This is a genomic window from Sinorhizobium fredii, assembly GCF_002944405.1.
GTDB lineage: Bacteria > Pseudomonadota > Alphaproteobacteria > Rhizobiales > Rhizobiaceae > Sinorhizobium > Sinorhizobium fredii_C.
In genome coordinates this window covers 3,140,042-3,154,462 of the sequence record NZ_CP024307.1, presented here as the reverse complement: position 1 = coordinate 3,154,462, position 14,421 = coordinate 3,140,042, and the positions used below count along the sequence as shown (strand labels likewise).

15 protein-coding genes are annotated in these 14,421 nt (G+C 60.3%); 14 read left to right on the top strand and 1 reads right to left on the bottom strand.

The window, feature by feature from the left end:
- The first annotated feature begins 15 nt into the window (after window positions 1-15).
- The 14 genes from NXT3_RS15495 (at window position 16) to NXT3_RS15430 (ending at window position 13,257) form a co-directional block, all read left to right on the top strand.
- On the top strand, window positions 16-222 hold the full coding sequence (locus NXT3_RS15495; protein WP_037426283.1) for a Flp family type IVb pilin: 207 nt from the start codon (window positions 16-18) through the stop codon (window positions 220-222).
- A 94-nt stretch (window positions 223-316) separates the two neighbouring features.
- Window positions 317-1,324: a Flp pilus assembly protein CpaB gene (gene cpaB, locus NXT3_RS15490; protein WP_104840015.1), complete on the top strand. Its 1,008-nt coding sequence runs from the start codon at window positions 317-319 to the stop codon at window positions 1,322-1,324.
- Window positions 1,325-1,391: 67 nt separating this feature from the next.
- Complete coding sequence (locus NXT3_RS15485; RefSeq protein ID WP_037426223.1) at window positions 1,392-2,879, top strand: type II and III secretion system protein family protein; 1,488 nt, start codon at window positions 1,392-1,394, stop codon at window positions 2,877-2,879.
- Window positions 2,824-3,168 (top strand): pilus assembly protein, encoded by a 345-nt coding sequence (locus tag NXT3_RS15480; protein WP_234828054.1) that lies wholly within the window; start codon window positions 2,824-2,826, stop codon window positions 3,166-3,168. Before NXT3_RS15485 ends, NXT3_RS15480 begins: the two co-directional genes overlap by 56 nt.
- Window positions 3,169-3,436: 268 nt before the next feature.
- Entirely contained in the window at window positions 3,437-5,038 is a 1,602-nt protein-coding gene (locus NXT3_RS15475) for a TadE/TadG family type IV pilus assembly protein (protein WP_104839640.1), read from the top strand.
- A complete protein-coding gene (locus NXT3_RS15470) occupies window positions 5,035-5,517 on the top strand; it encodes a TadE family protein (protein ID WP_104839639.1) in 483 nt (160 codons plus the stop codon). Before NXT3_RS15475 ends, NXT3_RS15470 begins: the two co-directional genes overlap by 4 nt.
- A complete protein-coding gene (locus tag NXT3_RS15465) occupies window positions 5,511-6,134 on the top strand; it encodes a TadE/TadG family type IV pilus assembly protein (RefSeq protein WP_104839638.1) in 624 nt (207 codons plus the stop codon). Before NXT3_RS15470 ends, NXT3_RS15465 begins: the two co-directional genes overlap by 7 nt.
- Before the next feature lie 27 nt (window positions 6,135-6,161).
- Window positions 6,162-7,304, top strand: coding sequence for a pilus assembly protein (locus NXT3_RS15460; protein WP_104839637.1), 1,143 nt, complete (start codon window positions 6,162-6,164; stop codon window positions 7,302-7,304).
- A gap of 59 nt (window positions 7,305-7,363) precedes the next feature.
- Window positions 7,364-7,894 carry a L,D-transpeptidase gene (locus NXT3_RS15455; RefSeq protein WP_234828053.1) on the top strand — a complete coding sequence of 177 codons (531 nt, stop codon included), beginning with the start codon at window positions 7,364-7,366 and terminating at the stop codon, window positions 7,892-7,894.
- Window positions 7,895-7,912: 18 nt separating this feature from the next.
- Window positions 7,913-9,364 (top strand): TadA family conjugal transfer-associated ATPase, encoded by a 1,452-nt coding sequence (locus NXT3_RS15450; protein ID WP_104839636.1) that lies wholly within the window; start codon window positions 7,913-7,915, stop codon window positions 9,362-9,364.
- A complete protein-coding gene (locus NXT3_RS15445) occupies window positions 9,361-10,314 on the top strand; it encodes a type II secretion system F family protein (RefSeq protein WP_104839635.1) in 954 nt (317 codons plus the stop codon). The genes NXT3_RS15450 and NXT3_RS15445 overlap by 4 nt, the downstream gene beginning before the upstream one ends.
- A 9-nt stretch (window positions 10,315-10,323) precedes the next feature.
- Window positions 10,324-11,265 (top strand): type II secretion system F family protein, encoded by a 942-nt coding sequence (locus tag NXT3_RS15440; RefSeq protein ID WP_037426202.1) that lies wholly within the window; start codon window positions 10,324-10,326, stop codon window positions 11,263-11,265.
- A 17-nt stretch (window positions 11,266-11,282) separates the two neighbouring features.
- A complete protein-coding gene (locus tag NXT3_RS15435; RefSeq protein WP_104839634.1) occupies window positions 11,283-12,575 on the top strand; it encodes a DUF8689 domain-containing protein in 1,293 nt (430 codons plus the stop codon).
- A 124-nt stretch (window positions 12,576-12,699) separates the two neighbouring features.
- Entirely contained in the window at window positions 12,700-13,257 is a 558-nt protein-coding gene (locus NXT3_RS15430; RefSeq protein ID WP_423827989.1) for a hypothetical protein, read from the top strand.
- A gap of 223 nt (window positions 13,258-13,480) precedes the next feature.
- Here NXT3_RS15430 and NXT3_RS15425 read toward each other — a convergent pair whose 3' ends face one another.
- Window positions 13,481-13,963, bottom strand: coding sequence for a tetratricopeptide repeat protein (locus tag NXT3_RS15425; RefSeq protein ID WP_234819551.1), 483 nt, complete (start codon window positions 13,961-13,963; stop codon window positions 13,481-13,483).
- Window positions 13,964-14,421: the final 458 nt, after the last annotated feature.

Below are 14,421 nucleotides of genomic sequence, written 5' to 3'. Positions count from 1 at the left end.
GAAAGGAATTTCTCGATGAAAGCTTTTGTAGCTAAGGTATCCGCTTTCGCGCGGGAAGAAGACGGTGTTGCACTGACTGAATATCTTATTCTCTTGGCCTTGCTCGTCGGTGGTGTGATCGGGACCGTCACGGCCGCAGGCGGGAACCTGAGCGATGCTTGGGGCTCATGGGGATCGTGGTGGATGAACTCAGTATCGACCGATGCTATCGTTACTCAGTGAAGTTTGGTAGAATCTAAGGAGGGGTTTGTTAATCCCTCCTTAGCAATTTGATTATTGTAGAAAATGTATTTTAGCATGTATGGAGTTGTCGGCGATGCGTACTTCGACGGTCACCAGTCTTGCTGTCGCCATTTTACTTGCTTCTGCGGCGGTCTTCGGGACACGCACTTATCTCGCGGAACAACAGGCTCGACTTGCAGCAGCTAATTCCGTAAAGGCTCCGGAAAAGACCCTCGTGGTTGCCGCCAAGCCCATGCGCTTCGGCGATCGGGTTTATCCGGAGAGCCTGAAAACCATCCCTTGGCCGACCGGCGAACAGCCGGAAGGTTCGTTTCAGACAATCGAGTCGGTGATCGGTGACAAGGACGAGCCTCGCTACGCCATGGAGGCGATCGATCCCGGCGAGCCGGTGCTTTCTTCCAAGATTACCGGGACCGGCGAGCGCGCCACTCTGTCGGCGGCGCTCGACCAGGGCATGAAGGCCGTTTCCATTCGCGTCAACGACGTTCTGGGCGTCGCTGGTTTCGTGAGGCCGGCGGATCGCGTCGATGTTCTGCTGACCCGGGTCGTCCGGCGACAGAACAACAGTGAACAGACTTATGTCGACGTGCTGCTGCAGGGTGTTAAGGTGCTGGCGGTCGACCAGACTGCGGACGAGCGCAAGGACGAGCCCTCCGTCGTCAAGACCGTCACCTTCGAGGTAACGACCGACGAAGCGCAGCGTCTGACGCTCGGGGCGAGCATCGGCACGCTTTCATTGGCTTTGCGCAATATCGCCTCATCGAATGTCGAGCAGACGCGGCCGATTACGGTTGCCGATCTCGGCGGCGGGCTGATCTCGGCCGACCTCAGTGCAGATCTCGCGAAGGATGACGACGGGCGATTCGAGACGATCGAAAACCTGGTGCGCAAGGTCGGCGACGAGCTTGGAAGCCGGATCGACTCCGTCGAAGACAAAATGAAACAACCTGTTAAAGAAAAACAGGTACAGATTGCAGAGCGAAAAGCAGAACCACTCTTGCCCGTAGAGCCAAAATGGGCCACGGTCGGCGTCTGGAACTCGACGAAGCGCGAAGAGCACCGAGTCGGCATGGTCCAGTGAAGCGAGGGGAGCGGCTTTGTTGCCCGCAGGCGCTGTGGCTGAACGAGGAGCGGAGGCTGAAGCGGGAATGTCCAGGGGACTCATGAAGGGGGCGGCAAGAGCCGGAACCCTCGCGGCGGTAGCCGCGGCAATAATTGCCTATAGTGGGGGACCCGGTGTTGTGGGTCCCGCCAAGGCCCAAGAAAAATTCGTCAGCCTCACCGGCTCGGTCCAGCAGGTGACGCTGGCGCCAAACGACACGATTACAGTCAGGACCGGCAAGCCCTTCGGCGATCTGGTCATTGGCAGCGCCGAGATGATCGACGTGGTGCCCCTTTCCGACCAGTCGCTGTTCATTCGCGGCAAGCAGACGGGTGCTACTAATATCTCCGTCTATGACGACAATAAGGCGCTTGTCGGTGTTATCGACGTGCGGGTCGCCGCCGACTTCACTGAAGTTGCATCGGCGATCCGCTCCACCGCCCCCTCGGCGCAAGTGCGGGTGTTCAACTCCAATGATCGCATTCGTCTGACGGGGACGGTTCGCGATGCGGTCGAACTGCAGCGGGTGGTTGAAATTGCTCAATCCTATTCGGCGGAACCGGTCCTGAACCAGCTGCGTGTTGCCGAATCGCAGCAGGTGATGCTGGAAGTTCGCGTCATCGAAGCTTCGCGCCAGACCGGCCGCGATCTCGGCATCGGTTGGTCCGGTCAGGGCAGGAACGGCATCGGCAAGGCGACGACCAGTCAAGGTATTACCGTCGATGATGATGGTAATCTTGCTCGAACGCTCGGGGACGCCGCGGGTGCGGCGACCGGCATGCAGCCCTTCGGCCAGCTGATTGCCAAGGTGCTTGAAATTTCCGGCGGCCAGATCGACATCGTCATCAACGCGCTCGAGCAAAAAGGCTTGGTGCGCCGGCTGGCGCAGCCGAACCTGATTGCCATGAGCGGCGAAACCGCAAGCTTCCATGCCGGCGGCGAAGTGCCGATCCAATCAACGGTCGCGAACGGTGCAACGCTTGCGACCGAGACCGACTACCGGCCTTTCGGCGTGCGGCTCACCTTCTCACCGGTGGTGCTCGATGGCGGGCTGATCAGTCTCAAGATCGAGCCCGAAGTCTCCGAAATCGACCCTTCGATCAGCGTCAACGGCAATCCGGGCTTCATCTCGCGCGCTGCAAGTACGACTGTCGCGCTACGTGACGGCCAGAGCTTTGCGATGGCCGGCCTGCTGCAATCGGTCAATGCCAAGGACGTTCAGCAATTGCCGTGGCTCGGGCAGGTTCCGGTGATCGGCGCACTATTCCGCTCGACGAGCTTCCTGAAAAGGGAGTCGGACCTGGTCATCGTCGTCACCCCGCATATCGTGCGGCCGTCGAAGCCCGGCGAAGACCTCTATAGCCCGCTCGAACAGACGCGCTCGTCCAACGACGTCGAGCTTTTCGCCCTCGGCATTCTCGAGGTGGACAAGGACATGCTGCGTCGCTTCCGCAATGGCGAAGGCGTCAAGGGGCCCTATGGCCACCGTCTCGATCTCGACGTGGGAGGCGCAGTTGTTCTTTCCAAGAAGTAAGCGCGCATTCCTCGCTATCGCCGCCGTCGGCCTTCTCTCCGGCTGCGCCGACTATTTGAACCACCGCGATTCGATCACCTTCGGGCTCGGCAATGCGGTGGAGGCCAACAAGGGCATCCACACACAGGATCCGTTCCCGCGGGCGGCGTACAACACGCAGATCAACAGCGACGGCAAGGTGATTTACCGCGCGATCGGCGGCTATCAGGGCGGCAGACAGTCGAGCGCGCCGCCGCCATCAGCGGTGATCCTGCCGGTGGCCACGCCGCCGAACGGAACAGCCAGGTAGACTGCGTAGTATTGAAGGAACGGCACTGAGCCGGATGGGAATAAGAAATAGAAATACCAGATTGACGTAATACTGGGTCAAGATCATAAAGACGACACGGAATTTAACGGATTTTATTAGCTGAGACACGGGATGCGAGCGAATTGCCGCTCATGATTTTCAAAGTCCCGTTCTCGTTTTTTAAGCATGTCGTTGCCCCGAAAACTTTGATGCCTCGGCAACGAATCAGAATCTCGGCGGAAACCGCCGTGATCCGAGGAGCATGCCAATGTTGTTGCGTAAGGCTATCAAACGCTTCCTGGATGACAATCGTGGCTACGTCATCGCCTTGACGCTGATTTCCATGCCACTCCTGCTCGGTTTTTCGCTGCTCGTCATTGACGTCGGCCGCACCGGCAATCTTCACACCGACCTGCAGAATGCGGTGGATGCCATGGCCCTTGCCGGCGCCCGCGAGCTCGACGGACGCGACGATGCGATTACTCGCGCCGATGCGGCAATCGAGGCGCTCGCCAACAGTGCCGCGTTCGGCGGCGGCGGCACCGGCATGCAACTCGGCTCGCACATCACCGTCACCTATGATGCAGGCAATGATGCCGGAAGCACTGTAACGGTCATCTACCTCAAGGAGATCCCGGCCGACGACGACAATCCGATCGAGGCCTCGATGATGGCGGCGGATGCGAACGAAGCGTCTTATGCTTGGGTTATTGCGAAACCGCAGGCGATGACGACGATCTTCCCGGTCCCAGTCGGGCTCAACCGCGATACCATCAATGTCTCCGCCGATGCCGTTGCTGTCTATCGCTCCAGCGCCTGCGATGTCACGCCGATCTACATCTGCAATCCGTTTGAGCCGGCCGGCAACACAAGCGCGACCGCCAACGAGGCGGCGGCCGAGGCGCTGCATACCAACTTTGCAGCCGGTAATCTGTATGGCCGCCAGATCGAGCTTCACAGCACCTCCTCGTCGGCGCCGGGACCGGGCAACTTCGGCTTCCTGGCGACCTATGGCAACGGTGCGAACGTGCTCGCCGAGGCGCTCGCCACCGGTTCGCCCGGTGTCTGCTACAAGCAGGACGCCTTGGAGACGAAGACCGGCGCGATGGCGGGACCGGTAGAGGCGGGACTGAATACGCGCTTTGGCTTGTATTCCGGCTCATTCGGCAATGCACGCAGCGACGGACGTTACCGACCCGCTCGCAACGTGCGCTCTGCCCAGAACCAGACGGGCGGCGCCAACAAGATCTGCGGCGAATACAACCCGCTCATGAGCGGCGCCACCGTCGGCGACGTAACCAAGGCCGTGCCGCTCGGTTACGGCGCGTCGATGACCTCGCTGGCCGGCGGAAAGATCAGCGGCGGCAATGACTGGCAGTACAACAGCTACTGGAACGTTGCCCAAGGGAGCGGCGCTCCTTCCGTCAGCACGATCCTCAGCAATCATTCAAGCTATCCGTCGCCGACCGGCTCTCCGTCGCAGCCCTCCGCCTATGATGTCTACCGCTACGAGCTCAATAATTCCGCGATGATCAACCATGCCTCGGCCAGCGGCGAGACGGGCGCACCTCTAACCGGCGGTCAGTGCTACACCGGCCCCGATCTTTCAAACTATACGAGCGGCGACTATGGCGACCGGCGCGAGATCTTCGCCGCCATCGTGAACTGCGGCTACGAAAATGCCGTCGGCCATCTGAACGGCCACAAGGAGACGGAGGCCGTCGCCTTCGCCCGCCTGTTCCTGACCAAGCCGGCGATCAAGGCCGGCAGTGAGCGCTACCTTTCGCTCGAAATGATCGACATTACCGGCAAGGGCGGCCGCGGCACGCTCGACGAGTTCCTTCGCGAAGAAGCGGAGTTGGTCCGATGAACGCATTTAGAAAAATCTTTCGCCGCCGGTTGCAGTTCTATTTCTGGTTGAACGAAGATGCGGCTGTTCTTACTGAGACGATAATCGTGGTGCCATTCGTCACCGTGTTTGCAGCGGGCATCCTAGAGTTCGGCAACCTTTTCTGGGAGCGGATGCAGATCGATGCCGGATTGCGCGACGCCGGACGCTATCTGGCCCGGTGCCGACCAACGTCGCCGACCTACACGTCGACCTGCTCGGAGGGGACGGCGAAACTGATCGCCTTTTATGGAACGCAGAGCCCGGCAGACGGCGCTGTCCTGCGCGTCCCCGGCTGGGGGCCCACCCTTGCCGACATCACGGTCAACGCAGTCGGTGCCGACGGAACGTTCACGATCGAAACCGCACACCCCTACGAAGCCTCTCCGCTGTTCGCCTGGCTCGGGATTGACGAAATCACCATCAGCGCCTCGCATGAAGAGAGGTATATGGGATGGTAATCTCTCGATTCCTCAAGCCTTTTCGGCAGGACGAAAGCGGCGTTGCCCTTACCGAGGCTTTGATCACTCTCCCGATCGTGATGCTGATGTTCGCAACCTTCATCGAATTCGGCTATGCGATGTCGCAATGGAACCAGACCGTCAAGGCGCTGCAATATGGTGCGCGGCTCGCAGCAGTCTCCGATCCGCTCACCAGTGACTTTGACGAAGTATTTCCGACAGAGGCCGCCAACCCGCTCGATAATGGCGATGCAACGCCGAACAACGCGATGATATCTTCGACCTGCGGTCCGGACCTTGCCAATTGCAGCGATGGGCTGAGCCGGATCGTGCTCGGCAGCGACGGCGCCTGCGGGACGGCGGGCGATCCGCGCCCGGGAATCTGCGACATTAACTGGCGTATCCAGCCGGAGAACCTGGTGGTCACCTATCAGCGCTCCGGGCTCGGCTACTGGGGCCGCCCCGAAGGCCCGGTGCTGACCATGCGCCTCGAAGTTCGTGATGTAACCCTCGAAATGCTCTTTCTTGGACCCTTGCTCGGGCTCGATGAAATCGCGGTTCCGGCCCATCCGGTGACCATCACAACCGAAGACCTGCAAACATGCTCGACGTGCTAACCATTGATATAGCGTGGGGATTGCGAAATGACAGCGCATATGAACTTCGTAGCGACCACAAAGATCCTCGTCCTTTCCGACGACGCGGCGGCGGCAAGTTTCATGCTCGACACCTTCGGCTCGCTTTCGCGCTACGACGTACGGCACATGGCGTTGAAGGCCCTCGGCGAACAGGGCCGGGTCGACCCGACGCAGTTCGACATGATCGTTCTCGACGTCGACAACGGCGACGTCCTGCAACGGCCGGAGCTTATCGCTTTCCGAACCAACAACCGCAACATCCCGCTCGTGGTCGTCTCCGAAGAGCTGCGGGACGACAGGCTGCGGCTTCTCTTCCGCCTTAACGGCAACGACTGGCTGAAAAAGCCGTTGGAACGCCGTGCGCTGATCGACATGATCTCCCTGCATGCGCCGACAGCCGGCGCGAGCGACAGCCGCGTCCATGCCGTCGTCTCGGCGGTCGGCGGGGCAGGGGCCAGCGTGATCGCTTCGTCGATCGCCCATGTGCTGGCGCAGCCGACAAAGAATTCCGCACCGCGGGTCAATCTGTTTGATCTCGACTTTTCGTCCGGGTCGCTCGGGCAGTACCTCAATCTCGTCAATGACTACGATCTGGTGCCGGTCATTGCCAATCCATCGCGGGTCGACGTCGAATTCGTCGATCTGGTGCGCAAGCGCCATTCGGGCGGCTTTTCGCTGCTGTCCTTCAAGCAGCCGTCCGTTCTCCTCTCGCCCAAGGGGGCGGAACTGGTGCTGCGCATGCTCGATGTCGTTGCCTTCGAGAGCGACCAGACCGTCCTGGACGTGCCCTACTACCAAACGCCTTGGAAGGATGACGTGCTCGCATCGGTCAACAGCGTGACGATCGTTACGGAAATGACGATTCCGGCGCTTCACCAGGCAAAGGATCTGTTCCTCAATCTCACGCGCTTGCGTGGCAGTTCCGATTTCATTTTCGTCGTCATCAACAAGCACCGCAGCAGCCTGTTCAGCCTGGGGCTCCGCCGGCAACAGGTCGACAAGGTGTTCACGGACACCCAGGCACATCTCATCGACTATGACTGGGAAACGCTGAGCGAGGCACTCAACCGCGGCGTGCTGCCCTTCGAGGTCAATGCCCGTTCCCACTTCTGCCGCGGTGTCGGCAAGCTCGGAGCGCTTGTACGATGAAGCCGCGCGTGATGGAGAACAGGATGCCGGGGCGACAGGGGAGATGGTGGAGCTGGATGATGTGCGCAGCCCTGGTCCTTGGCTTGGTTGACCTTGCCGACGAAGCGGGGGCCAACCAGCAGGTGCCGCGAAGCCTCGGGCCGAGCACGGCAACCATTGTGACCGCAGAGCAGAGCCATCCGCCAGGCACCATTGTCGTTCTCAGCGACAAGCGGACGCTCGATCTCGTTCTCTCCCGCGATCGTGCTCTGCGCTACCGGATCGGAGTCGGCCGCGACGGCTTTCGTTGGAGCGGCGTGGTGAAAGTCGGAAGAAAGGCCGAATGGCCCGAATGGCGACCGCCCGCCGAGATGAAAGCGCGAGTGCCGGGGCTTCCTGAACTCGTGCCGGCAGGGCCGTTCAACCCCATGGGCGCGCGCGGGATCTATCTCTACCGAGGCCATGCGGACACGCTTTACCGCATCCACGGCACGAACGAGCAGTCGACGGTCGGTGAATTTGCCTCCTCCGGCTGTTTCCGCATGAGCAACGCCGACGTCATCGATCTCTACAAGCGCGTGAAGGTCGGAGCCACGGTGGTCGTCAAGTAGGTGTAAGGAGTAGGGCTGATGGCGAACGGGTTTATAGGACGCTTTTACAAGCAGCCGCCGCAGGAGAGTGCGGAGCTCAGGCAGATTGCCGAGATTGCCGCCAATGGTGCAGCCGCGGTCGCTGCCGTGCCGAAGGAAGCGGTTACCGAAGCGACCGCGGAAGAGCAGGGGCCGCTCGGCCTCGATATGGTATCGGAGAGGGTCAACCTGCACCGCCACCTCTTGGACCAGATCAATCTAGGCATCCTTGACACACTCGACGAGGAAGAGATTGCCGCCGAGATCCGGCCGCTGGTCAAGGAATACATCCGTCGCAACAACTCACCGTTGAATGCCAAGGAAATCAACGACCTCGTCCGCGACATCACTGACGAAATGCTCGGGCTTGGGCCGATCGAACCGCTGCTGGCCGATGAAACCGTCGCCGATATCCTGATCAACGGCCACAAAAGCGTCTATGTGGAGCGCCGCGGACAGCTCGAGAGCACCGCGGTCCGCTTCAAGGACGAGGATCACCTTCTTCGGGTGATCAACAAGATCGTCTCTGCCGTCGGGCGACGGGTCGATGAATCGACACCGATGGTCGACGCCCGCCTCAAGGACGGCTCGCGCGTCAACGTCGCGATCCGGCCAATCTCCGTCGACGGGCCGCTCGTTTCCATCCGCAAATTCACCCGCAAGCCGTTGACGCTCGAGCGCCTCGTCGAATACGGCGCCATGGCGGATCAGATGCGCATTCTGCTCAGCGCAGCGGTCAAGGGCAGGGTGTCGATGATCATCTCGGGCGGTACCGGCTCGGGCAAGACCACTCTGCTCAATGCGCTTTCCTCGCAGATTTCTGAGAAGGAACGGCTGATCACCATCGAGGATGCCGCGGAACTGCAACTCCAGCAACCGCATGTCGGCCGCATGGAAACCAGACCGCCGACCCTCGACGGCCGCAACGAGATCCGCCAGCGCGAACTACTGAAGAACGCGCTGCGCATGCGGCCCGACCGCATCATCGTCGGCGAAGTGCGTGGCGAGGAGGCGTTCGACATGCTGCAGGCGATGAATACCGGCCACGAAGGATCGATGACGACCATTCACGCCAATACACCGCGCGATGCGGTGAGCCGCCTCGAGCAGATGGTCGGCATGGCCGGCATGCCGATGTCGCAGCTGAGCGTCCGCTCGCAGATCGCCTCGGCGATCACGATTATCGTCCAGGTGCAGCGACTGAGCGACGGCAGCCGCAAGGTCGTTTCGGTCTCCGAGATCACCGGCATGGAAGGCGAGGTCGTGCAGATGCAGGAGATCATGCGCTTCAAGAAGACCGGCACCGACGAAAATGGCCGCATTCAGGGTGAGTTCCGCGCCACCGGCCTACGACCGCGTTTCATCGAGGAATTCGCCGAAGTGGGAGTCATCATTTCCCCGACGATCTTCGAACCCGGTAAACCACTCCACACGGGACCCGGCAAGCCATGACCCTCATCCTCCTCTATGCCGCCGTATTCGTCGCCGCGCTGGTCGCTGCAGAAGCGCTGCTGCGCAGCTATTTCCGAAGCTCGGAGCGCCACAAGGCGGTTAACCATCGCCTGAGCCTCATCGAGGGGAGCGAGGACCATCGCGAGACCTACCACGAGATGCTGAAGGCACGCGGCGTCGACGGGGACTCTCGGTGGCAGCCCCTGTTGCACCGGCTACGGCGGTACTATGTGCAATCCGGCATCAAGTTCGATGCCAAGCGATTTGCCCTCTACGGCGCCGCCGCCGCCATGGGCATCTGGCTGGCACTTCAGTTTCTCCTGCCAAGCAACCTCGTCCGGATACCGCTCTTCCTTGCTATCTGCCTGCTAGTGCCGGCGGTTGTCGTCTGGCGGGTGCGCGCCAGGCGCATGCACAAATTCGCAGAAAAGCTGCCGGAGGCGCTCGACGTCGCCAACCGGAGTCTGGCGGCGGGACACCCGCTTCCAGCGGCGATCGCGCTCGTGGCACGTGAAATGCCGGACCCGGTCGGCACCGAATTCGGCCTTCTGTCGGACGAACTAACCTATGGAGTCACGCTCGACGACGCGCTCATGAACCTTAACGACCGCGTCGGCGTCGAAGACCTCAATCTCCTGGCCATATCGCTCAGCGTCCAGGCTGGGACCGGCGGCAACCTCGTCGAGATCCTGCAAAATCTCTCGAAAACGCTCCGCGATAGGTTCATGCTGAAAGCGAAGGTCAAGGCGATCTCCGCGGAGGGGCGCATCACCGCGATCTTCATGTCGATCTATCCGTTCCTGCTCTACGGCATGATCAAGGCGCTGTCGCCGACCTATTTCGATCCACTCTGGAACAGCGGCTACGGCACCACGATCGTTTCGGGGCTGCTCGTCGTAATGGCGATCGGCAACGTCATTCTCTATAAAATGGTCCACTTCGAGTATTGAGGCGCCGCCATGTGGAACGAGTACGGTATATACCTCATCGTCTTCTTCTCGGTCATGATCTTTTCCGCCGCCGCCTCGGAAGTCGTTTTCCGGCGGCGCGAGGTGGGTGTCCGGCTTTCGGAGGCCAAATCGCGGGTGACGGGCAATGATATCGTGGATGGCGCGATGGCGGATCTCGGCGAGGCCGAGAACCGCCTGATCCGCCGCTATTTCGAGATCACCCGACACGACACCAACGTGAATTCCACGCAGAACCGGCTCATTCGCGCCGGTTATTTCAGCGCCAATTCAGTCACCACCTTCCAGGCGATCCGCGCGATCGTCTGCATCGGTATGATGGTCATGACGGTCTGGGCGTTCAACCGCTTCTTCCCCGAGACGACGCGGATGATGACCTTGCTTGTCGGCATGTTCGCCGCCGGCACGACCTTTATTCTGGTGAATATCTACATCGATCGGCGCGGTGACGCGAAGGAGCGCGAGTATCGCCGTCTCTTCCCGGATTTCATGGACATGCTGATCGTCTGCCTGGATGCGGGCATGAGCCTTGAAGCCGCGGCAAATCGCGTCGCGCGGGAATTCGTCAGCAAGAGGAAGGACTTCGGTCTGCATCTTTCGATCATGATGCTCGAAGTGCGTGGCGGCCGCAGGCTGCGCGAAGCGCTTGCCAATCTCGCGGCGCGGCTCAGAATCGACGAGGCGCGGGCACTTGCGGTGCTTTTCCGCCAGTCGGAAGAACTCGGAACCAGCGTCACGCAGACGCTCAGGGTTTATAGCAAGGAAATGCGCGACATGCGCGTCGTCCGGGCGGAGGAAAAGGCCAATGCATTGCCGATCAAGATGCTGCTGCCGCTCGGCGCCTTCCTGTTTCCGGTAAGTCTTGTCATCGTTTTGGTGCCGGTCGTCATTCGCGTCATCAGTCTCATCGTCGGCCTGACGCCCGGCGGTTAAGGAAAAGCGGGGTTCCCATGCATTCGCTCAATCAGGTTCATGAAGATAGCGCTCCGGAACTTGACGCCCGTATGCCGCTGGCGTCGATGAGCGTGGAAGAAACGGGGCTCGAGTTCTCCTTTCTGCTGCGGCTCGCCGCAAAGTGCGCGACCGAGCAGGACACGGTAACGCCATCGCATCTGGCGGAACGGATGAAACTGCCCAAGGCGGTGATCAATCTTCTGGTCAAGGAATTGGTGAAGCTCGCCTATATGGAGGCAAGGGGTCTGGCCGGGGAGGACGTGAGGTCCGACATCCGATACGCGCTTTCGACCAAGGGCATGGAATATGCCCATGCAGCCATTCGCCAGTCCTCCTATGTGGGGCCGGCGCCGGTCTCGCTCGACGCCTTTTGCCGCCAGCTCGGCCTGCAGTCCATTCACCATGAGCGCGTGACCCAGGAAGGACTGCTCGCCAGCCTCGAGGGGCTGGTGCTGTCACCGTCGCTGGTCGAGAAGCTGGGTCCCGCTATGAATTCGGGGCAATCCATCCTGCTTTACGGCCCGCCCGGTAACGGCAAGACCAGCATCGCCGAGCGCACCTCGCGCCTGTTCCGACAGACGATCTGGGTGCCCTATGCCATCGAGGTCGGCGGTTACGTCATCAGCTTCTACGACGAAGCGGTTCACCAGCCGGTGAACGGGATGCCCTATCCGAAGGCCGATCAGCGTTGGGTCGAATGCCGGCGTCCGGTGATCAAGACCGGCGGCGAACTGACGCTCGACCTGCTCGACCTCGCCTACAGCGAAGGCTCGACGGTGTATGAGGCGCCGCTGCATCTCAAGGCCTCCGGCGGTGTCTTCATCATCGACGACTTCGGCCGCCAGCAGGTGATGCCGCAGGCGCTCATCAACCGCTGGATCGTGCCACTCGAGCGCGGCTACGACTTCCTGACCCTGCATACGGGCAAGAAATTCAAGGTTCCTTTCGATGAGCTCGTTGTCTTCTCGACCAACATTGCCCCGAAGGAACTTTCCGACGAGGCTGGGCTGCGGCGGCTGAAATACAAGATATTCGTCAACAATCCTTCTCGAGAAGAATATATCCAAATATTCAAGGCCTATGCGCGAAGCGTGGCAGTAGAGATGTCTGTGTCGGACTTGGAGCTGTTCTACAATCGGAAATACGGTGGCGAATCACTGGGCTCCTGCTACCATCCGAAGTATCTTCTCGACTTTATCGGGTCCTATTGCGCGTTCAACGGATTGCGAAAGGTCGCATCGCTGGAGATGCTGGAACGGGCGTGGGAAGGGGTCTTCACGGCGGACTAGCCGTCGGGCGGCGGAAAGATTCATGGGTATCGAGGCGGAGCACTTGCCTCGGCAACATCTGCCCCGACGTCCCGGGGATTTGGTAGTTCGGGGGCCACGGCCCGGTTTGCGGCGGAGTAAGGTGATGGTTGGCATGGCGAATATCGAGGTCGAACCCGACGCGCGACGCGAAAAAGCGGATGAGCCTGTACGAAAACGGGCTGCGCCATTCATTGCTCTGGCACTGGTGTTTCTGCCGCTGAACGCCGGTATACTGCTCTACACGGCCAAGAACGCAGCAGACGTCCGAGAAAGCCGCGAAACACTCGCAGGCGTGAAGCGCTCCATTGACGGACTGAAGCTTCAACTCGAAAAACAGAGCCGCAACATCGCCAGGGTCGCAGGAGCCGATGAACTGGCGATCGTTCGCCAGCGGGTTGAGAACCTGCAGAAGGCGGTCTCGGAGCTGGACGACGGAATGCGCTCGGGCCTTCCGAGTTCCGGCGGCTCGGTTATCCTGAGCGCCCCGGGCAAGGGGGCGACGCAGCGCCTCGAGCCCTCGCTGACTACGGCTGCCACGGAGTTGCAGCCCCAGGACGGCAGCCTGCCCGCTATCGGGAGCGAGGGCGCCCCATCCAACTTGCCGCGTTACGAAAGATCGATTTCGCCGGAAGGCAAGTTGATCCTGCGGAAGGTGCGATAGCCGAAGCAATGTGGCAATCAAAGCGGCGAGAACGCGCAGGCTACAGCGGCGGCGTGTGACCGGAAAACATGCGATAGAACTGAAGCAGTTCTTAACTTGTAGCCGGTCCAAGAATTGATCGACAGACATGCGGCAATTAAAAAAACTACAGCGCCGCGCGTCTGATAAGACGCGCGGCGCTGTAGGGTTTTTACGAAACATGCGGTCGGCAGTCCGCCGGCTATTACCGCTGCGCGTATTTGACGCTGTTCTTCATCAGCTCGAGATTGCGCGCCGTCGTCTCATTCGCAGGGTCGAGCTCATACGCCTTGAGAAAGTACTGGCGTGCGCGCGGCAAGTCGCCGCGCAGAAGATGGGAATAGCCGACATTGTTGTAATAAACCGGACTCTTGCCGATCATCTTGGAGAGTTGCTGATAGGCCCGATCCGATGTGTCGAACCGTCCGATCATGTCAGCAGAGGCAGCGAAGCCGAGCCAAGCAGCGGGGTCCTGCGGAAAAACGGCAACCGCACGTTTATAGATGGCGTAGGATTTGCCGTAGTTCTTTTCCTTGAACTGCAACTTGCCGGTCGGGATCAGTTCGTCGTTCTTGTAGAAGGCGACGGCCGAGTCGTCCTCAAGGGTTTTGGCACTATCGCCAAATGCCGCAACGTCGTCGAAAGCAGCCGATTGGCATCCGCAAACGAAGAGCGCGACCAACAGCAATGGCGAAAGACGACCAAGTCGTGACTGAGTTTGATAGGTCAATATTCATCCCCTAAACACTGGGCCAACCTAGACTCACGCTCGCTCGCGCTCACGTAAAATCTTATGCGATAGAAGCTAACAAATAAAGAATTCGCGCCATGAGTCGCCATAAAGAGACACATGCCTCCGGCCGCGATGGCGCTGCCTGAGGGAAGCTTGCGTCCAGCCAGTTGCTTGCCGCCGGCCAAGCCGAGCGGGAACCCCGGAGAGGGAGCGAGTTGAAGATGCCGGTCGTGCTTTGCTCTCGCTCGTCTGCTTGCGACGTTGGTGGTGCCAGCAATCGTAAGCGCGCGAGCTCCGCATTCCCGGCATGAAGGAAGCTTCACAACTGCATTCCGCCTACAGCAACAACTGTAGTCGCAAAGTTTGAATACCCTCATCCTGCGCGGCAATCCCGGCAGGATCGAAGGGTATTT

Bases quoted from the DNA above. Each gene is read 5' to 3' on its own strand.
- NXT3_RS15475 (WP_104839640.1), top strand. From the start codon at position 3,437: ATGTTGTTGCGTAAGGCTATCAAACGCTTCCTGGATGACAATCGTGGC.
- NXT3_RS15445 (WP_104839635.1), top strand. From the start codon at position 9,361: ATGACCCTCATCCTCCTCTATGCCGCCGTATTCGTCGCCGCGCTGGTC.
- NXT3_RS15440 (WP_037426202.1), top strand. From the start codon at position 10,324: ATGTGGAACGAGTACGGTATATACCTCATCGTCTTCTTCTCGGTCATG.
- NXT3_RS15435 (WP_104839634.1), top strand. From the start codon at position 11,283: ATGCATTCGCTCAATCAGGTTCATGAAGATAGCGCTCCGGAACTTGAC.
- NXT3_RS15455 (WP_234828053.1), top strand. From the start codon at position 7,364: ATGTGCGCAGCCCTGGTCCTTGGCTTGGTTGACCTTGCCGACGAAGCG.
- NXT3_RS15470 (WP_104839639.1), top strand. From the start codon at position 5,035: ATGAACGCATTTAGAAAAATCTTTCGCCGCCGGTTGCAGTTCTATTTC.
- NXT3_RS15450 (WP_104839636.1), top strand. From the start codon at position 7,913: ATGGCGAACGGGTTTATAGGACGCTTTTACAAGCAGCCGCCGCAGGAG.
- NXT3_RS15480 (WP_234828054.1), top strand. From the start codon at position 2,824: ATGGCCACCGTCTCGATCTCGACGTGGGAGGCGCAGTTGTTCTTTCCA.
- NXT3_RS15485 (WP_037426223.1), top strand. From the start codon at position 1,392: ATGTCCAGGGGACTCATGAAGGGGGCGGCAAGAGCCGGAACCCTCGCG.
- NXT3_RS15430 (WP_423827989.1), top strand. From the start codon at position 12,700: ATGGTTGGCATGGCGAATATCGAGGTCGAACCCGACGCGCGACGCGAA.
- NXT3_RS15465 (WP_104839638.1), top strand. From the start codon at position 5,511: ATGGTAATCTCTCGATTCCTCAAGCCTTTTCGGCAGGACGAAAGCGGC.
- NXT3_RS15460 (WP_104839637.1), top strand. From the start codon at position 6,162: ATGACAGCGCATATGAACTTCGTAGCGACCACAAAGATCCTCGTCCTT.
- cpaB (WP_104840015.1), top strand. From the start codon at position 317: ATGCGTACTTCGACGGTCACCAGTCTTGCTGTCGCCATTTTACTTGCT.
- NXT3_RS15495 (WP_037426283.1), top strand. From the start codon at position 16: ATGAAAGCTTTTGTAGCTAAGGTATCCGCTTTCGCGCGGGAAGAAGAC.